This window comes from Pseudoalteromonas sp. GABNS16E (assembly GCF_028598715.1).
Classification (GTDB): Bacteria; Pseudomonadota; Gammaproteobacteria; order Enterobacterales; family Alteromonadaceae; genus Pseudoalteromonas; species Pseudoalteromonas atlantica.
On record NZ_JAQREZ010000041.1, the window covers coordinates 20,428 to 39,840 of the forward strand.

15 protein-coding genes and 4 pseudogenes are annotated in these 19,413 nt (G+C 52.7%); 15 read left to right on the forward strand and 4 right to left on the reverse strand.

Annotated elements, in window-relative coordinates:
- Positions 1–19: 19 nt before the first annotated feature.
- From PSI06_RS15355 to cueR (PSI06_RS15370), 4 genes are all read left to right on the forward strand, one after another.
- Positions 20–592 (forward strand): TraV family lipoprotein, encoded by a 573-nt coding sequence (locus PSI06_RS15355; protein ID WP_015066557.1) that lies wholly within the window; start codon positions 20–22, stop codon positions 590–592.
- Complete coding sequence (gene traA, locus PSI06_RS15360; protein ID WP_011788478.1) at positions 589–978, forward strand: TraA family conjugative transfer protein; 390 nt, start codon at positions 589–591, stop codon at positions 976–978. The genes PSI06_RS15355 and traA overlap by 4 nt, the downstream gene beginning before the upstream one ends.
- Positions 979–1,386: 408 nt before the next feature.
- Positions 1,387–3,882, forward strand: a complete 2,496-nt coding sequence (locus PSI06_RS15365) for a heavy metal translocating P-type ATPase (protein WP_011788479.1) — start codon at positions 1,387–1,389, stop codon at positions 3,880–3,882.
- A gap of 25 nt (positions 3,883–3,907) precedes the next feature.
- Positions 3,908–4,372: a Cu(I)-responsive transcriptional regulator gene (gene cueR, locus PSI06_RS15370; protein ID WP_011788480.1), complete on the forward strand. Its 465-nt coding sequence runs from the start codon at positions 3,908–3,910 to the stop codon at positions 4,370–4,372.
- A gap of 86 nt (positions 4,373–4,458) precedes the next feature.
- Here cueR (PSI06_RS15370) and PSI06_RS15375 read toward each other — a convergent pair.
- Positions 4,459–4,974 (reverse strand): annotated as a pseudogene (locus PSI06_RS15375) (Cd(II)/Pb(II)-responsive transcriptional regulator).
- 386 nt (positions 4,975–5,360) lie between these two features.
- Between PSI06_RS15375 and PSI06_RS15385 the strand changes: the two are divergent.
- From PSI06_RS15385 to PSI06_RS15410, 6 genes and pseudogenes are all read left to right on the forward strand, one after another.
- Positions 5,361–5,549, forward strand: coding sequence for a hypothetical protein (locus PSI06_RS15385; protein ID WP_063528205.1), 189 nt, complete (start codon positions 5,361–5,363; stop codon positions 5,547–5,549).
- A 34-nt stretch (positions 5,550–5,583) separates the two neighbouring features.
- Positions 5,584–7,089, forward strand: a complete 1,506-nt coding sequence (gene istA, locus PSI06_RS15390) for an IS21-like element ISSpu15 family transposase (protein WP_063529287.1) — start codon at positions 5,584–5,586, stop codon at positions 7,087–7,089.
- Positions 7,082–7,852, forward strand: coding sequence for an IS21-like element ISSpu15 family helper ATPase IstB (gene istB, locus PSI06_RS15395; RefSeq protein WP_063529288.1), 771 nt, complete (start codon positions 7,082–7,084; stop codon positions 7,850–7,852). Before istA ends, istB begins: the two co-directional genes overlap by 8 nt.
- Before the next feature lie 531 nt (positions 7,853–8,383).
- Entirely contained in the window at positions 8,384–8,809 is a 426-nt protein-coding gene (cueR, locus tag PSI06_RS15400) for a Cu(I)-responsive transcriptional regulator (protein ID WP_011788488.1), read from the forward strand.
- Positions 8,810–8,992: 183 nt separating this feature from the next.
- Positions 8,993–9,201 (forward strand): annotated as a pseudogene (locus PSI06_RS15405) (IS4 family transposase); the annotation flags it as partial.
- A 370-nt stretch (positions 9,202–9,571) separates the two neighbouring features.
- Positions 9,572–9,925: an ArsR/SmtB family transcription factor gene (locus tag PSI06_RS15410; RefSeq protein WP_011788489.1), complete on the forward strand. Its 354-nt coding sequence runs from the start codon at positions 9,572–9,574 to the stop codon at positions 9,923–9,925.
- A 40-nt stretch (positions 9,926–9,965) separates the two neighbouring features.
- On the opposite strand, the gene PSI06_RS15415 is transcribed toward PSI06_RS15410, so the two are convergent.
- Both PSI06_RS15415 and PSI06_RS15420 read right to left on the reverse strand, forming a co-directional pair.
- Entirely contained in the window at positions 9,966–10,334 is a 369-nt protein-coding gene (locus tag PSI06_RS15415; protein ID WP_223420022.1) for a hypothetical protein, read from the reverse strand.
- Complete coding sequence (locus PSI06_RS15420) at positions 10,246–10,944, reverse strand: FAD-dependent oxidoreductase (protein ID WP_015066563.1); 699 nt, start codon at positions 10,942–10,944, stop codon at positions 10,246–10,248. The genes PSI06_RS15415 and PSI06_RS15420 overlap by 89 nt, the downstream gene beginning before the upstream one ends.
- Before the next feature lie 345 nt (positions 10,945–11,289).
- On the opposite strand from PSI06_RS15420, the gene PSI06_RS15425 reads away from it, so the two are divergent.
- The 5 genes and pseudogenes from PSI06_RS15425 to PSI06_RS15445 form a co-directional block, all read left to right on the forward strand.
- Positions 11,290–12,318: a cation diffusion facilitator family transporter gene (locus PSI06_RS15425; protein ID WP_063527551.1), complete on the forward strand. Its 1,029-nt coding sequence runs from the start codon at positions 11,290–11,292 to the stop codon at positions 12,316–12,318.
- 44 nt (positions 12,319–12,362) lie between these two features.
- Positions 12,363–12,641: an ArsR/SmtB family transcription factor gene (locus tag PSI06_RS15430; RefSeq protein ID WP_011788491.1), complete on the forward strand. Its 279-nt coding sequence runs from the start codon at positions 12,363–12,365 to the stop codon at positions 12,639–12,641.
- A 589-nt stretch (positions 12,642–13,230) separates the two neighbouring features.
- The gene (locus PSI06_RS15435; RefSeq protein WP_011788492.1) at positions 13,231–15,885 is read left to right on the forward strand and encodes a heavy metal translocating P-type ATPase; all 2,655 of its coding nucleotides are present in this window, start codon (positions 13,231–13,233) and stop codon (positions 15,883–15,885) included.
- Positions 15,886–16,246: 361 nt separating this feature from the next.
- Positions 16,247–17,557 (forward strand): efflux RND transporter periplasmic adaptor subunit, encoded by a 1,311-nt coding sequence (locus PSI06_RS15440; protein ID WP_011788493.1) that lies wholly within the window; start codon positions 16,247–16,249, stop codon positions 17,555–17,557.
- Positions 17,554–19,293, forward strand: a pseudogene (locus PSI06_RS15445) (efflux RND transporter permease subunit); the annotation flags it as partial. The gene PSI06_RS15440 and the pseudogene PSI06_RS15445, both read left to right, overlap by 4 nt.
- Here the strand turns inward: PSI06_RS15445 and PSI06_RS21710 are convergent.
- Positions 19,282–19,413 (reverse strand): annotated as a pseudogene (locus PSI06_RS21710) (Tn3 family transposase); the annotation flags it as partial. The pseudogenes PSI06_RS15445 and PSI06_RS21710 sit on opposite strands and share 12 nt — an antisense overlap.

Consider the following 19,413-nt stretch of genomic DNA (forward strand, 5'->3'; position numbering starts at 1 on the left):
ATCCAGAGGAGAGTTAACCATGACGACATCAATGCAGAACAACCCAAAGCACCAGTCAAAACAGTGGTCTAAAGCTGGATTACTTTTATTGGCAGTCGGCTCAACCTTATTGTCTGGCTGTAGTTCATTGGGTCTTGGGAGTAGTGAATATGGATGCCCAGGTATGCCTGACGGTGTGCGCTGTTTATCTGCTCGTGAAGTCTATGAGCTTACCAGTTATGGCGCTGCACCCAAGACGATTGATGCTGTGGCGACTCGAATTGGTTCTCCCTCTGGGTATTCACAATCTGATTTAGAGACAGGACTGCTGAGCCATCCAGCATTACCCGAGACGCAGCAATCTGCACCTATTCGCATTCCTTCAAGGGTAATGCGGATTTGGATTGCGCCTTGGGAGGATGACCGTGGAGATCTGAATTTATCCAGCTACGTGTTTACCGAAATTGAACCGCGCCGGTGGGATATTGGGGTGTCAGCACCTCGAACGGTTTCGCCAGTGCTACGTCCACTTCAGACTCAAAGCGATTCAGCCTCAGCGGGAGCTGATGGTAAGCGCGATAACTTGAGTATCTACGGAGAAACTAACGAATGACAAATGCAGTTCGCAGCATTCAGACTCAGCGCCTAATGACCATTGGTGCGCTTGGTTTAATGGCGTTAATGATTTCGGAGCCCTCATTTGCAGGCACCGGTGGTGATGCTTTCACCGATGTGTGGGATACCCTAAAAGATTGGACCCAAGGTACTTTGGGACGGATCGTAGCGGGAGCCATGGTTCTGGTGGGTATTGTGGGCGGTATCGCTCGCCAAAGCTTGATGGCCTTTGCCTTGGGCATTGGTGGCGGTATGGGTCTCTACAACACACCAACAGTCGTTGAAAGTGTCATGTCTGCAACTTTACCTGTTGTTGCTAGCACTCAAGAAGTCATTGGCACAACAATTCCAGCAATCAGCGCCGTTTTACTGGGCACCTTATAACAATAAAAAACGCCCAAGCGGCCAGATTTCTGACGGCTTGGGCGTCATCCCACCCCGTCCCCGATTACCATGACGGCGTTTCAGTTAATAGGTTTCCCATTCACTTAGCTTGATTACAAGCAGCGGCCATGAATACCGAAAAGAATGCTAGCGCCGCCACTGCAAAAGGCAGTTAGCGGGGCTTTTCTTGAGGGAGCACATTCAAACAGGCTACTAGCCTGATATTTTGAGATTTAGGCGCTCGTTTCTTTTGAGTTAGAGTTACACACTACCAAACAGCTGGATGAATATCAGGAATGATGGCGCTTCATTTGTTGTGTTCATGAGGTTAAAAATAATACGCTTGACCTTCCCATCATGGTAAGCCCTAGACTGTTTAATATCTGAACCAACAATGAGAAATACATCATGAGCATTCATAAAAACCAGCTCTCCAGCAATGCTGAAGCCCGGGTTAGCTTACCTATTGAGGGTATGACCTGTGCAAGTTGTGTAGGACGAGTTGAAGCAGCTTTAAACAAAGTTGAAGGCGTCGTAAACGCAAGTGTCAATCTTGCGACTGAGCTGGCGGATATTCATCTTAAAGCTCCTGTTGATCGACTGAAGTTAATCGAAGCAATTGAAAAGGTAGGATATGAAGTTCCTGTAACATCCGTTGAACTTTCAGTGCAAGGTATGACATGTGCTTCGTGTGTTGGCCGTGTTGAAAAGGCACTCTTAGCGGTTGATGGTGTAAAGGCGGCAACGGTTAACCTTGCAACTGAGAGGGCAACTATTCGCGGAGTGGCTGGCATAGACGATCTCATATCTGCTATTCAAAAAGTTGGCTATGAAGCCCGTGTCATCGATACCCAAAATCAGGTCAGTAATGAGTCTGAAGTAAGAAAGGACGCAGAGAAGGCTTTATTAAAGAAAGATTTAGTTATTGCAACAGCACTGGCTCTGCCGGTATTTGTTCTCGAAATGGGATCTCACATGATTCCAAGAATGCAACACTGGGTGATGAATACCATTGGGATCCAGGAAAGCTGGTACGTCCAGTTTGTATTGACATTGTTAGTCTTAGTGGTTCCAGGTCGTCGATTCTACATGAAAGGCATTCCTGCTCTTACGCGGCTTGCTCCTGACATGAATTCACTGGTCTCTGTCGGGACTATTGCTGCTTTTGGTTATTCTGTGGTTGCTACGTTTGTACCATACCTTTTGCCTGAGGGTACCGTTAATGTGTACTACGAAGCTGCTGCAGTGATTGTCGCTCTCATTCTTTTGGGACGATTTATGGAGGCGAGAGCTAAGGGGAGAACGTCTGAGGCTATCAAACGCTTAGTAGGCTTGCAGGCTAAGGAGGCGCACGTGCTCCGTAATGGCGTAATGAATGATATTCCTGTCAAAGACGTTGTGCTTGGAGACATTATCGAAGTTCGCCCGGGAGAAAGGATTCCGGTCGATGGAGAGGTAAGTGAAGGTACCAGTTTTATAGATGAATCGATGATAACTGGTGAGCCTATACCAGTGGAAAAAATCGTTGGCAGTGGAGTTGTCGGAGGGACTGTGAACCAGAAAGGAGCACTGAGGTTGCGTGCTACTGCGGTTGGTGGTCAGACAATGCTGTCACAAATCATACGGATGGTAGAACAGGCCCAGGGGTCAAAGTTACCTATACAAGCTGTTGTGGACAGAGTGACATTGTGGTTTGTTCCAGCTGTGATGTTGGCAGCACTTTTTACATTCCTGATTTGGTTAGTATTTGGTCCATCACCAGCCCTGTCTTTCGCATTGGTTAATGCTGTGGCAGTGCTAATCATTGCATGTCCATGTGCAATGGGACTCGCGACACCGACATCTATCATGGTTGGTACAGGTCGTGGTGCAGAAATGGGAATTTTATTCCGCAAGGGAGAAGCCCTACAGTTACTCAAAGATGCCAAAGTTGTTGCTGTAGACAAAACCGGAACTCTGACTGAAGGTCGTCCAGTCATGACAGATCTGGAACTAGCTCAGGGTTTTGAACGTAATGAGGTATTAGCAAAAGTTGCCGCAGTTGAATCACGTTCTGAGCACCCTATTGCTCGCGCTATTGTTGAGTCGGCAGAAGGAGACGGCATTTTACTGCCAGAGCTTACTGAGTTTGATTCAATCACTGGTATGGGAGTACGAGCGACTGTTGAAGGGAGCCTTGTAGAAGTAGGCGCTGATCGATTTATGCGTGAGTTAGCATTGGAGGTAACGTATTTTTCCCGGATTTCTGAACGCCTCGGGAATGAGGGGAAATCACCTCTCTATGTTGCTATAGATGGTCGGTTGGCTGCAATTATTGCTGTAGCTGACCCTATTAAATCAAGTACTCCAGTAGCTATAAAGGCATTACATCAGCTTGGTCTCAAGGTCGCCATGATTACCGGTGACAATGCGAATACAGCTCAGGCTATTGCTAAACAATTAGATATTGATGAAGTGGTTGCGGAAGTGTTACCTGAAGGCAAAGTTGAAGCGGTGCGTCGACTGCAAGAAAATTACGGTAAAGTTGCTTTTGTCGGCGATGGGATAAACGATGCCCCGGCACTTGCAGTTGCAGATATTGGACTTGCAATTGGTACAGGAACAGATATAGCCGTGGAGTCAGCTGATGTTGTCTTAATGTCAGGAAACTTGCAGGGAGTTCCTAATGCTATTGGATTGTCTAAGGCAACAATCGGTAACATCAGACAAAATCTCTTTTGGGCATTTGCTTACAATGCAGCATTGATTCCAGTGGCTGCAGGACTGCTATACCCAGCTTATGGAATACTGCTCTCTCCAATTTTTGCAGCAGGGGCGATGGCGCTATCAAGCGTGTTCGTTCTGGGAAACTCATTGCGTCTGCGTCGGTTCCAGCCTCCTTTGGTTGAGGACGCTGAGCATTAACGCTGAGCATTAACAAGGTGGGCTTATGAATATCGGAGAAGCATCGCGTAAATCAGGAATATCCACCAAGATGATTCGTTATTACGAGCAAATTGGATTAATCCCTGCCTCCGAGCGTACGGAGTCAGGTTATCGTAAGTATGCTCTCAATGATGTTCATAGATTGGTTTTTATTCGTAGTGCCCGAGATCTCGGGTTCTCTCTGGAAGATATAGAAGGCTTGCTTACGTTATGGAATGACAAATCTCGCCAGAGCATTGATGTTAAACGCCTGGCTCAGGAGAACATTGCTGACTTAGAACGACGTATGGAAAGTATACGTCAAATGACTGAGAAACTACGAGTTTTAATCCGGAGTTGTGCTGGGGATGAGCGGTCAGAATGTCCTATTCTTAGGACATTAACCAATGCTTCGGGCAAAGCCCGCACCGTAAACCGAGGAGGAGCGGTACAGCGCCGCTCTGGAGATAAGCTGAGCGGCAAAATGTAGTACTTTAAATTGGCCCATAATGGTGTAAGACTACGCAGTTTTAACACCATCACATTTTTTTCATTTTAAACAAGCGCGTGGCATCACTAATGCCCCCCTAAATGGTTGGTTGGTGCGGTTAAGGAAAGATCGCTATCACTTTCATCAGCTGTCAATTTTTGGACTATGCAACATTTATCTATGCTGCGGTCAGCGCTACAAAAAGCATTCAGCTCCTTACGTTGCTCTTCTAACGCTACTAATTCTTTGATTCGATGCTGAATGTGAATTAGGTGGGCGTTGATGATTGCATCTATCGGGCCACATTCTTTACCCTGATTATTGATTGCTAACAGCAAAGCGCGAATTTCCTCATGGGTCATATCGAGAGAACGGCAGCGGCGGATGAATAGTAGTTTTTCAAGACGGGTTTTGTCGTAGTGACGATAATTATTTCCTATGTCTCGTAAAGGTGCCTGCAGTGGACCTTCTTTCTAGTAGTAACGAATCGTTTCTACCGGACAGCCTGCTTTACGCGCCAACTCACCAATTTTCATATATCCCTCGTTTGAACTTGACTCTGTAGTTAGATTAGGGTCTTCAGTAGTCAGTATAGTAAACATATTGGGCAAGTGGTCCCGCAAAAAAGTAAAACTCTAGTAGGAAGGAAGCTGCTAGTTGTATTTAAAAATTAAGCTTGGTTGTGGGAGGCAAGATTCAGAAATCAGGCGAATTGAACAAGGCGAATGGTCATTTGTATGTTCATAATGATTGCAACCATTCGCATGTTGAAAAAGACCTAAATCATGATAAGCCTACTTACAAAGGTTGTGGCCATGACCATGACCAGAAATCGCATGATCAAGATGATCATGGCCTTAGTGGAGACTGTTGCGCGGCTGCGCCTACAAAGATTAAATAATCTGGGGGGGGCGAACTGAAATCCGCATTATGCAAATGGATTGTCCTGTAGAGGAAAAACTGATTAAAAAGAAATAAGGGGATGTATATGGCAGTTATGGGCCTTAATTCTAGACAGTGGCCAGAAGCTGCGATGATTATGGTGCTCTTTACTATTGCTGAACTCATTGAAGCAAAATCACTCGATAGAGCTCGAAATGCAATCGGATCTCTAATGAATATTGAACGACAATTAACTTGTCCGGTCGGCGACAACTATGTTGGCCGGTTGATCTGATACCGTCCGTCACGGATTCCATTAGGAGATAACCGTGTCGGGCAAACCCATCACAGATCAACAAATCAGGTTATATATGAATGAACGTAAACAAGGTCAAACCCAGCTTGCCGCTTCGGCAAAGTCTGGTTTATCAGAGCGATCAGGTCGCCGCATAGACAGCGGTGAACTGAACACAGAACCAACCCCCAAGCGTCAATGGCGCACTCGCAAAGACCCGCTTGCTGAGGTCTGGTCATCGGTGCTGGTACCACTACTCGAAGCGAACCCTGAACTATTGCCGCTCACGTTGTTTGAATACCTTCACGACAACTACCCCAATCAGTATGACAACACCGTACTGCGCACGTTGCAGCGACGTGTCAAAGCATGGAAGGTCAAACATGGCCCCGCAAAGGAAGTCATGTTCCGCCAAACTAAAGTGCCTGGGCGTTTGGGTTTATCGGACTTCACGCTCTTGAAAGGGGTTACGATTACAATACTTGGGCAGGTATTTTGCCATTTGCTATACCACTATCGCCTTGCCTTTAGCGGCTGGACGTACGCCAAAGTCATTTGCGGTGGTGAAAGCTATACCGCCTTGTCTACAGGGCTTCAGAATGCCTTATGGCGCAGTGGTGGCGCACCCCTTGAACACCGCACCGACAGCTTGAGTGCCGCCTTTAACAATCTGGCCGAGAAGGAACAGCTTACCGTTCGGTACGACGCCTTATGCCACCACTATCAACTCAAAGGCAGTCGTAACAACCCCGGCAAGAGCCATGAGAACGGTACAATAGAAGCGGCACACGGGCATTTAAAGCGACGTATGACTCAGGCCTTGCTGCTGCGAGGCGATACTGATTTTACGTCCCTTGAGGCCTATCAAGCCTTCGTGGATGGTATTGTCACCAAGATTAACCAGCAATGCCGCACCCGCTTTGAACAAGAGCGGCCGTTATTGCAGACACTGCCAAAACGGCGCACTCATGATTATGCGGAGCACAGTGTTCTGATTAGCAGCAGTAGCAGCTTTGACCTCAAACGGGTGACCTATACCGTACCGTCTCGCTTTATCGGCGAGCGGCTGTATGTTCAGCTGTATGACGAGCGCTTGGATCTGTTCAGTGGGCATGAGCAGATACTCAGCTTACCGCGTGTTTATGCCACCACAACCCAGCGCGGACGCAGTGTCGATTATCGCCATGTTATCGACTCCTTGGTTAAAAAGCCGGGGGCCTTCCGTTACTCGCAGCTGCGCGATGACTTATTACCCACCCCGGACTACCACCGTATCTGGCAGTATGTTGACGGCACACTGAATCCCCATGATGCCTGCCGTTACATCGTGCGCCTGCTGCACTTGGCCGCGACAGCTCAGTGCCAAGATAGCCTTGGTCGTTACGTACTCAAAAGCATTGAGGGGGGTGAATTACCCAGCAACTTACAGTGCAATAAGCGCTTTAGTACAGACACGGCCGTGATTCCACTCATTACGGCAAAGCAGCACCTGCTGGCTGATTACGATCAGCTGTTATGTGTGGAGGTGCAACATGGCTGATCTTGCCTCCCTCCCGATTCTCTTGAAGGAATTAAAGTTAAGTAGCTTCGCCCAGCACTGGGAAGGCCTTGCACAAAAGGCGCTGGATGAACAATGGTTACCGCAAACCTACCTTGCGGCTTTGTGTGAACACGAAGTGGGTGAGCGTCATCACAAGCGTTTACAACGCTATACCCGCGAAGCACAACTGCCACCGGGTAAGCCGTTGAGCCAATTTGATTTTAGTGTGGTAGAGGGGATTAATAAAAATCAGCTTATTGCCCTGGCGGATCAACAGCAGTGGGTTAATCAAGCCGAGAACGTGTTGTTGTTTGGTGCCAGTGGTGTGGGTAAAACCCATCTTGCCTGTGGTATTGGCTATGCCTTGTTGGCGCAAGGGGTGCGAGTAAAGTTCACTAGCGCTACCCATCTTGCTCAAAGCCTTCAGCAAGCAAAAGCGGCGTTGGTATTGACTGACGTGCTGGCTCGCATGGACAAATATACGGTGCTCATCATTGATGATATTGGCTACGTCAAAAAAAGCAGCCAAGAAACACAGGTATTGTTTGAATTGATTGCGCACCGCTATGAAACGGGCAGTTTGATTATCACCTCAAATCAGCCTTTTAGTGGGTGGGATCAGATCTTCGACGACAACATGATGACGGTGGCGGCGATTGATCGGTTAGTGCATCACGCCACTATTTTAGAGATAGGTGGCGAAAGCTACCGTAAAAAGGCGTCAATGATGAGAAAGGAGATGCCTATCGCTAACGACAATTAAACATCGTCAACCGGACAAGTTAATTGACGCGAACCGGACAAGGTAGTTGACGTTCAATAAATGAATTTGACTCTCAAAACTGCAATGGTCCAACTATCAGTATGAACGATGACACCTTGAGGCTGCCCTCGCCAGAACAGCGCCATGGTCAGCACATCGCATATGATGATGATTTGGTTAAAGCAATGGTTCAATGGGTAGATAATTTTTTGAACACTAGATGATCAGTGGAGTCAGATGAATTAAGTCGGCATTTATTTTTGAACTTTAAGAATTATTTATTATTAAACCATGTGGGAAATCTAAACGATCAAGATTTTAATATCATACAAAAAATCTATCGACTTCTCTTGACCTTCCGGTTAGGGGAAGGTTTAACCTGAAGTTAGGTGGGGGCTGGTGAGATTTTTGGGAACAGGTTAATGGTTACTTGGTTCAATGGATTAGGAAATTTCCTTCAATAAATGTTACCCGAAACTATGTTACTTAAAGCTAACTACAGTATTAGTAAAAATCATTTGGGAGGTGAAGATGAACATTGGTGATGCAGCCCGCTTATCGGGAGTTTCGGCGAAAATGATTCGTTACTATGAGGAGGTTGGGCTAATACCATCAGTCTCCAGAACAGAGGCTGGTTATCGGATCTACAAAGATGCCGATGTTTATAAGTTACATTTTATACGTCGATGTCGAGATCTCGGTTTTTCTCTGTCACAGGCAGGAGAGTTACTTTCTCTTTGGGGAAATCATTCGCGTCAGAGTGCAGATGTTAAAAGTATAGTTGAATCTCATATTAATGATTTAACCTTAAAAATTGAAGAATTTCAACGTATGGCATCAATTCTTACCACACTCTCTGCTTGCTGCGCGGGAAATGAAAAACCCGACTGCCCAATACTGAAGGCTCTCTACCTCGCGGATACTTCCCATCTGCAGGACATAGAAAGCTGCCCTTAAACTTTCGACTCCCTTCAATGTTATTAGGTGATCGCCATGGGTGGGAATACGCAGTTTAGCTCGAAAGCTAGACCTTTGTCGTCAGGATGAGGTCGCATGCGGCCTGATTTTTAATTTATTAAAATTCATATGATTAAAGTCAACTTTATTTAATCAGTGCTAACAAGTAAGTTTGTGAGTGATTGGAAGCTGCTGTGGTCAAAAGTCGAAAAGAAAAAAGTACCGAAGCGAACTCCAAGTGTTTATTGGGTTTGTATAAGTCTCGGAAAATTAGTGGGTTGGTTTGATTCAAAAAGGACGGGACGAGTCGGCAGGGAGCGGTTATGGGAAGGATAGTTTTACCACAAACCATCCTTGAAGGTTACCTGTTAGCCAAGTCTCTTGATCAATGAGATGTGATCAAGAGACAGGCACCTTGGTCAGGGCGCACTCGATTCGGACGATGCAGCTCGTGCAGGTCATGCCCTCGATGGGCAGGCTGATCGCTGCTACGGTGGCACGACCAGCACTTGTTAATGGCATGCTCAAGGTGTCTTCTCAAAATTGAAATTAGACATACAGGGTACTTGAGGGTTACTATGTTGTAAGGTTAAGCCCTATTTTGAGCGCTGCTGGTTTGGACGATTTCGCTGCGCATAGACGCGGCGCGCCTTGGCTCGCAGGCTGTCTCCTGATCTTTGTCGGCGAGTGCGATCAAATTATCGCAGCCTCGTTAATTCTGAACGGCATGAGTAGCTGTTCGAGAGTTGGAATTTTTGAGAAATGACTTTACGCAAACAAGTTAACGCGCCCCGCGGTGCAAGCGACGATCTGGCTTCTTTGTCACAGAATGACGTTACGATCCTGGCCGAGACCTTCCGCCTACTGGGCGACCCGTCTCGGTTGAGAATAATGCTGTGCTGCATGAAGGGTTCCTCCTCGGTTGGGGACATCGCGGAATCCCTCGAGCTTTCGCAGTCGCTGGTCAGTCACCACCTGCGGCTGCTGCGTGGAGCCCGCCTTGTGAAGGGGGTGCGCCAGGCCAAGCAAATTTTCTATGAGGTGGACGACAAGCATGTGAACCAAGTGCTGCTGGACATGTCCACTCACATCGTCGAAGAGCACAACGACGATTAGCCGCGGGCGAAGCGCTCGTTGCGATGCGGATTGCGATCTATTACAAGCTGGGGCCGTATGACCGCCCGCGGCTACACTCAATGAGATGAATGCGGGTCCAATTCTGATCAATCAGAAGTTCAGCGCGCTTATCGACCGCAAGTGAGGCCTTATTGAATGCCATCGCGATGACCGCCTCAGCCACAAGTTCGCTGATCTGCGGGCCGACTACATGTACGCCGAGGATTTCGTCTGTCGTAGGATTTGCGATCACCTTGACGAGACCCGCTGTCTCGCTCAATGCACGCGCGCGACCGTTAGCCATGAACGGAAATGTACAGCTACGATATGCTGCGCCCGCGTATTTGAGCTGCTGCTCGGTGCGACCTACCCAGGCGATTTCCGGGCTGGTGTAGATGACGTTGGGGATCGTGTTGAAATCGACATGACCGCGATGGCCTGCAATGCGCTCGACCACAGCGACACCTTCTGCGCTCGACCACAGCGACACCTTCTTCCTCTGCCATGTGCGCTAGCATCAGGCCGCGCACCACATCGGCGATGGCCCAGATACTGGGCACGCTGGTGCGCCATTCGCCGTTCACCACGACGGCTCCGCGCCCATCCAGTTCAAGGCCGACGGCGGCCCGAGTCATAAACGCCAGACCGTTTAAGAACTGCACCTTGTTTTTTCGGAACAGATAGAGTTTGCCTTCGTTGCTCGACTTCACGACCTGATTCTTGCGCTCCAGCATCACAGCCACGTCCATGCGTAGCTCGCCCGTGGACATGATGCCGAGCGCGCCGAAGTGGTGCTTGGCTTGGTCTAAGTTTTTGGACGACTGCAGCAGCGCCTTTGACGGGATGCACCCGATGTTGTTGCATGTACCGTCTTGGGTAGGCTTGCCTTCCTTGGTTTTCCAGGCATCGACGCAGGCGACATTCATGCCTAACTGCTCGGCGCGAATCGCTGCGATGTCGCCACCAGGCCCGGCGCCAATGACGATGACGATGACGATGACGTCGAAGTTCGTGTCCATGATTGAAATCTCCTAGATGTTTTCAGGCGCTTTCCTGCGTGGTGCTCGCGCTGCGGTTTTGGCCAGCCAGCGCCCCGTCCGATCTGGCTCACGACCATCCGAACCTTCCGGCGGGTCATCCTCTATCTGCGTCAGCACTTGGATCTGGGCCAACATCATCACGACCTGATTGTGGACGACCTGCACAGGGTGTGGCCAAGAGGATAGGCGTACTAAATAGCCGCATCGCCGCCACTCATCTTTCGCAGTCCTTAGTATGGTTTGCTAAAAATACATTGCATAAACATATGTTCATGTATTATATTTTACGTACAGTCAACCACCTAATTTCTGCGCGAGGCCCTGATGTCCCAATCGCACGATGAACATGGTCACGACCATGACCACACTCCAAAAGTGACCGGCGCTAACGAACGCAAGGTCTTGCTGTCCTTCTTCCTGATCTTCGGCTTCATGATCGTGGAGGCTGTCGGCGGCGTGCTGTCGGGCTCGCTGGCCCTTCTGGCCGATGCGGGCCACATGCTGACCGATGCAGCAGCGCTGGCTCTGGCATACGCGGCATTCCGGTTCGGGCGCCGACCGGCTGACAGCAAGCGCACCTTTGGCTACCTTCGGTTCGAGGTCATCGCCGGCTTCCTGAACGCTGTGACGCTCTTTGTGATCGTGGCATGGATCGCCTATGAAGCATGGGAGCGACTGCAAGCTCCGCCCGTCATCCTTGCCGGCCCGATGATGATCGTTGCCGTGCTTGGATTGCTGGTAAACGTTCTGGTGTTGTGGATCATGACCCGCGGAGAGACCGAGCACGTCAACGTGAAGGGGGCCATCCTGCACGTGATGGGCGACCTGCTGGGCTCGGTCGGTGCCATCGTCGCTGCAGTGGTCATCTATCTCATTGGTTGGACGCCAATTGACCCCATCCTGTCGGTGCTGGTGGCAGCCCTGATCCTGCGCAGCGCCTGGAAGCTCCTGGCGAAATCGATCCACATTTTGCTCGAAGGTGCGCCCGAGGACGCTTCTCCGGAGCAGGTGGAACAAGGCCTGATGGGCGCGGTGCCTGGCTTGGCGGCCGTCAGTCATGTGCATGTATGGCAGCTTACCTCTGGTCGCACGATGGCCACGCTGCACGTTCGCCCTAGTGTGGCTGAGGAAGCGCGCACCGTGGTCAAGTGCGTAGAGGTGGTGCTTCGAGAGCAATTTGGCATCGAGCACGCGACGGTCGGGATCGAATGGAACTCTCCTGGTGAAAAGAACCTTTGCAGCTTGCAGCCGACAGGTGGGCCGCAAGGGCACACCCCACATGAGCATGACACTAGCCACAGCCATGAAAAGGGTCATAAGCACGACCATTCCGTCCCAGGTCATCAACACTGATGCTGCAGCCAGCGTAGTGCTGGCAACTCAGGGACAAGAAATCCATGACTTCTCGAAAACACGCCAATGGCGACAATGCTCAGAATTGCGCCACCAATGCTCAGCGTTCGGCCCCAGAGCTCTTGGCGCTCTCTCATAGTGACGTCGCTGTTCTCGCTGAGACTTTTCTCCTGTTAGGAGATCAATCGCGCCTGAAGATCCTGCTGCAGTGCATGCGCGGATCAGTCGCGGTGGGCGACATCGCAGAAACGCTCGATCTATCCCAATTCTTGGTCAGTCATCATCTGCGGCTCCTGCGTGGAGCTCGACTTGTGCGTGGATAACGTCAGGCGAAACATATCTTCTACTGCATCGCGGATGAGCACATCAGTCAAGTGTTTCAGGACATGGTCTGTCACTTCTCTGAGGAATGATTGCGAATTGCGTCGAACGCAAAGATGCCTACTTTTTGCTGGGCATTTTCGCGATTGTGCAAGAGAGGTGCCAGCCCGTCAGCAACTGTAATGCGCCATCCCAGTCCTGAGTAAGCGCGACTTCGCCCATGCGTGATGTTTGGGTGACGGTTGTATGAATCTGACCGCACTCAATCCCCTGGGCCTCATCAGCCGACGCCAGCTTTCACTCCCCCCCATCGTGAGCGTAGAAATTAACCATGCTAACTTCATGAATTAAACAATTGAACATATCTTCATATGTGTGCTAAAATTCAATCTGCATTTTGAAAATGTGTCGAAACTGTAAGCACGTGCGCCGCACGCCACAACCACAGACGATCGTAAACAGAAGGACAACAGCCTTCTTTTTTAATGATTAACACATGAATGTATGTTTATGTGTTTGTTTTATTTAAGCGGTTTGTGCGGCGTGCGGCGAACCTAACTTGCAAAGTGTTCAGAGAACTTGGAGGTAGATATGACAAGGGAAATAACGGAGTACCAGGACAAGGCTAGGGAGCAGCTGAGCTTCCGTGTGGAGGGCATGGATTGCGCGAGCTGCGTCGGCAAAATCGAGAAGGCCCTTTCCCGAATGGATGGGCTGACGGACGTGCAAGTCAATTTTTCTAGCGAAACGCTGACGTTGACTCGCAATCTGAAAAGCCGCTTCACTGCTCGCGATGTAGCTAAGAAAATCAAAACTTTGGGGTTCGGTGTGGAAGAACTGCCAGTGTCGTCGCTCTCGATTGCGGCCGTATCGCGCCAATCGGTCCATGCACATGACCACAGCGAAGATCACAAGGATGGTCACGCTTGCGGCGGTGATCATGGGCACGGCCACACGCAAAAGACAAACGGCGGGCATGAACACGGCTCCTGCAGTGGACATGATCACACCTCACACGCTCGCCGCGAGCCCCCTGGTAACCCACCCAACGTTTCGATGCACGTGGAAGGCATGGACTGCGCGAGCTGCGTTGGCAAGATTGAAACGGCTCTTGCTCGCATGGCGGGCGTATCAGATGCCCGCATCAACTTCACGGCAGAAACGCTTGAGCTGACGCTCGCGTCTGGAAGTCCTACACATATTGGCGACATCGAGAAGACCATCAAAAGCCTGGGTTTCGGCGTCTCCGACGTGCGCCGCCTTGATGGATCCTCGCCTGCCGCGCCTGCCCGCGTGCCCTCAGCTATCACTCAACGCTGGTGGCAGACGAAGAAGGGTAAGCATGTGCAGGGCCTAGCAGCTCTCATGGGCTCGGCCTATGCAGTTGCTCAATTTATCCCCGGCTATGCCGAATGGATCTTCGCCGCTGCCGTGATCGCTGGCGTACTCCCGTTCGCGCGCAAAGCCTTCGCGCTGGCCATATCTGGCTCCCCGTTCTCCATCGAAACACTGATGGTTGTCGCCTCGCTGGGCGCGCTCGTGATTGGCGAGGCCGAGGAGGCCGCTGCTGTGGTGTTCCTGTTCGCGGTCGGCGAGCTGCTTGAAAGTGTGGCCGCTGGCCGCGCCCGCGCCGGCATTAAAGCGCTGGCTTCTCTGGTGCCTAAAACTGCTGTCTTGCTCGACGCCAATGGTGGGCAGCGCGAAGTGCCCGCTGCCTCCCTGAGCGTGAACGACCGGGTTTTGGTGCGCCCGGGTGATCGAGTGCCCGCTGACGGCAAGATCTTCCGCGGCGAAAGCAGTCTCGATGAATCTCCGATCACAGGGGAGTCCGTGCCGCGTCAAAAGGCCGGTGGCGATGACGTATTTGCCGGCTCGATCAACGTCGACGGTGTGCTTGAAGTTCTGGTTGAGAAGGCTGCATCGGACAACACCATCTCGCGCATCATCCAGCTCGTCGAGCAAGCTCAATCCTCCAAGGCGCCGACGGCACGCTTCATCGAAAAGTTCAGCCGTTACTACACCCCGGCCGTGATGGCCATCGCGGCGCTGATCGTCGTGGTTCCCCCGCTTACCATGGGTGGTGATTGGGGCACTTGGCTGTACCGTGGTCTTGCTTTGCTGCTAATCGCGTGCCCGTGCGCCTTGGTTTTGTCAACGCCGGCGGCCATTGCCTCGGGACTGGCTGTTGCTACTCGCCGAGGTTTGCTGATTAAAGGTGGCAACGCCTTGGAAACCATTGGTCGCGTTCGCACAGTCGCCTTCGATAAGACTGGCACGCTGACAGAGGGCAAGCCGCGCATCACTGAAGTCGTGCCTTTCGGGCAATCCAAGCAGCAACAGGTACTGGCGCTCGCCGCCGCCGTCGAGTCTGGATCGAATCACCCGTTGGCGAAGGCAATCGTTGCCCACGCCAAGAGCCTCGATGTGGAGGTTCCACAAGCCACCGAAGCATTCGCTATCCCGGGCAAGGCAGTTCGCGCTACCGTGAACGGCAGCAAGCTAGCCGTGGGATCGCCCGTCCATGCAGGGCAGATGGCCACGCTGACCCTCGCGCACCAGCAGGAAATCGCCAAGCTGGAAGATGGTGGCAAGACGGTGGTGGTTCTGTTCGACGAAGCAAGCAAGAATGTCATGGGCCTGTTGGCCTTGCGTGACGAACCTCGCCGTGACGCCCGCGAAGGCGTGGCCCAGCTCAAGGCGATGGGTGTGCGCTCGGTCATGCTCACCGGTGACAATCGGAGAACTGCGCAGGCCATCGCCGGCAAGCTGGATATCGAGTGGGAGAGTGAGTTGCTTCCGCAAGACAAGTTGCGCCTGGTCAACGACTTGAAGCGCGACGCGAAGGTGGCGATGGTCGGCGACGGCATCAACGACGCGCCGGCCTTGGCGACCGCCGATGTAGGGATCGCCATGGGCGGCGGCACCGACGTGGCCCTAGAGACCGCAGACGCTGCTCTGCTCAAGAGCCGCGTCACGGACGTTGCGCACCTGGTGGCGCTGTCCCGCGCGACGATGGCCAACATCCACCAGAACGTAGTGTTCGCCATTGGCCTCAAGGGCCTGTTCCTAGTCACCAGTGTGCTGGGTATCACTGGCCTTTGGGTTGCTGTGCTGGCCGACACCGGTGCCACCGCTTTGGTCACGCTCAATGCGCTGCGCCTACTCCGCTTTAAGGGTGCCCAAGAGCCAGCCGATGGCCAGAACGGAGGTCATCAAAGCTCTGTGTCCGTACAGGATGCCCATTGAGGTATTGCAGAGGGCTTGAACTGCCGTTGTTGCGGCGCCAAGCCCTTCCATATCTTCATCTGTAAATCGATCTCCGAAAACATCGATGTTAGGCGATAAACGAATGCCTTTAGAACAACGAGTTTAAATAGATGGGATGATCGGACGTGGATAATGGGCTCAGATGCGTCCCTTTCGGCCGTAACTGCATCTCATGCGTTCACCGGGAGGCCGGAAGGTTCCAGAGCTTGTAGTCCAGTCCCATGCTCGTCATGGTCATCGAAAAAGGCTTGACCTTGACGTGGTTGTAAGGGCTAGCCTTTAGAAACATATGCGAACCGCTTCGGATGGACCGAAGCCCCGTAATAAAAAAGTAACTTCCATGCATAAAAAAATCAGGATCATTTTGGTAGCTAGCGTCATCGCGGCCGTCGGGGGGATAGCGGTGGCTGCCCGAGATGGCAAGGATGAAAGTAAACCAGCAGCACCACCAGCTGGCGCACCGATGGCACCGCAGGTGCCTGTGGCTGAGGCCATCACGCGCACAATCACGCCGTCAACTGAGTTCACCGGCTTTTTGGCCGCACCGAAGGTGGTCGAGTTGCGCTCGCGTGTGGGGGGGGCCGTCGACGCGGTGAGCGTGCCCGAGGGAAGTCTGGTACGCAAGGGGCAATTGTTGTTCCAGATTGACCCACGGCCTTTCCAAGTCGCGCTCGACACCGCCACGGCGCAGTTGCGGCAGGCTGAGGTGCTGTCCAGTCAGGCTCAGGCCGACTTTGATCGTGCCGAGCGGCTTGTTGCCACTGGCGCCCTGTCTCGGAAGACCTATGACGATGCAGTCTCCGCACGCAATGCGCGTCAGGCGCAGGTACAGGCGGCAAAGGCCACAGTCGCAGCGGCGCAGCTCGACCTGTCCTACGCGCGGGTATCGGCACCAATTGCCGGGCGCGTGGACCGAGTGCTGGTGACCGAGGGCAACCTGGTCAGCGGCGGCGGTGCAGGAGCAGCCACGCTACTTACCACGATCGTGTCCATCGATCCTGTGCACGTCTATTTCGACATCGATGAGGCAACCTACGTCAATGTGGTGAGCCGCTCGAGACCTGGTTCAGGGACTCATGCTTCGTTGCCCGTTCAAGTAGGCTTGAGCACTGACAGAAACTTTCCGTACAAGGGCGTGCTCGACTTCGTCGGCAATGCGATTGATAGAAGTACCGGCACGATCCGCGCTCGCGCGGTCGTCCCCAACCCTGATGGACGGCTGACGCCTGGGCTGTTTGCGAGGGCCAAGCTCTCCACCGCAAGCTCTCGGCAGGCCGTCCTCATCGACGACCAAGCGGTTGGCACCGATCAAGGCCGAAACTATGTTCTGGTCGTGGGTGAAAACAACCAAGCTCAGTATCGTCCGATTGAGCTGGGTCCCGTAGTCGACGGTCTGCGCGTTATAAACGGTGGCCTGCAGGGTGGCGAAAAAATCATAATCAAAGGCCTCGTACGACCTGGTATGACTGTCACGCCGCGCATGGTGCCCATGCAGGGGCCGGCAGCACCGGCCGCCGGCGCTCCCGACGCGACTAAGACTGCGGCTAGTGCCCCGGCAGTCCCTGCGGAGTCTGCCAAGGCCGCTGGGGCGGCTGGGGCCGATCAGGTCAAGGCTGACAGCGCAGCTGGCTCAGCGGAGGCTCGCAAATGAATTTCCCCCGTTTCTTCATCAACCGCCCTATCTTCGCAATCGTCCTTTCGGTGCTGATGCTGATCGCGGGCGCGATCAGCTACTTCCAGTTGCCACTGAGCGAGTACCCTCAGGTTACCCCCCCAACGGTACAGGTCACGGCGAGCTATCCCGGCGCCAATCCGCAAGTGATTGCCGACACCGTGGCATCGCCGCTAGAGCAAGCCATCAACGGCGTGGAAGGCATGATGTACATGCAGTCCCAGATGTCCACGGACGGAAAGATGGTGCTCACCATCTCTTTCGAGCAACACATCAACGCCGATATCGCGCAAATCCAGGTGCAGAACCGGGTGTCGCGTGCGCTACCCCGGTTGCCACCCGAGGTCCAACGCATCGGCGTTGTGACTGAGAAGACCGCGCCCGACATCCTGATGGTTGTGAACATGCTATCGCCAGGGGATCGTTACGACCCGCTGTATGTGTCCAACTACGCGATGCTCAACGTCCGTGACGAACTGGCACGCCTGCCGGGCATCGCCAACGTGTTGCTTGGTGGTGAGGGTGAGTACGCGATGCGGGTCTGGCTCGACCCCGAAAAGGTTGCGTCTCGTGGCATGACCGCTAGCGATGTGGTCGCCGCCATTCGGGAGCAGAACGTGCAGGTTGCGGCCGGCTCTATCGGTCAGCAGCCTAACGCCTCGTCTGCCTTTCAGGTCACCGTCAACGCACTCGGGCGTCTCACCACCGAAGAGCAATTCGGCGATATCGTCATCAAGGCTGGCACCCACGGCCAGGTTACACGCTTGCGCGACGTGGCACGTGTGGAGTTAGGTGCGGAGAACTACACCATGCGCGCCCAACTTGATGGCGGCAACACGGTTGGCATTCAGATCCTGATGACGCCTGGCTCCAATGCACTAGATGTGTCTAGCGCGGTACGCGCGACGATGGATCGTCTACAAGCAAGCTTTCCAGAGGGCATCGAGTACAAGATCGCCTACGATCCTACGGTCTTCGTGCGGGCCTCGCTTCAGTCTGTAGCGGTCACGCTGCTAGAGGCGATTCTGCTGGTGGTGATCGTGGTGGTGCTGTTCCTGCAATCCTGGAGAGCGTCGATCATCCCGCTGATCGCCGTGCCGGTCTCGCTGGTCGGCACCTTCGCCGTAATGCACATGTTCGGCTTCTCGTTGAACACACTGTCATTGTTCGGCCTCGTACTCTCAATCGGCATTGTTGTGGACGACGCCATCGTCGTGGTAGAAAACGTGGAGCGCCACATGGCACTTGGCGAGTCGCCCAAGGACGCAGCGCTCAAAGCCATGGACGAGGTTACTGGCCCGATCCTGGCCATCACCTCGGTGCTGGCGGCGGTCTTCATTCCCTCGGCGTTCCTGTCTGGGCTGCAAGGCGAGTTCTATCGCCAGTTCGCGCTGACCATCGCGTTCTCGACCATCCTATCGGCGATCAATTCGCTCACACTGTCGCCCGCGCTGGCCGCCATCCTGCTCAAGCCGCATCATGGCGCGGCCCAGCCCGATCGAGTCACGCGCCTCATCGACGGCCTGTTTGGTGGCTTCTTCCGCCGCTTCAACCGCTTCTTTGACAGCGCCTCGAATGCTTATGTCGGAGGCGTGCGCCGCGCAGTTCGCGGAAGTGCTGTGGTGCTGCTGCTCTATGTCGGTTTCCTGGGGTTGACGTGGCTGGGCTTTCATAAGGTACCTGCCGGCTTTGTGCCCGCACAAAACCCCAAGTATGGTGTTACATTGTTCATTTTCAGTCACCTCAAACAGATCGTTGATGACGCTGTTAAATTGCGCGTATCGCGGTGCAAAGCTGTAGCCGCATAGATCCAATAAAGCGAAGTTGACGTGATT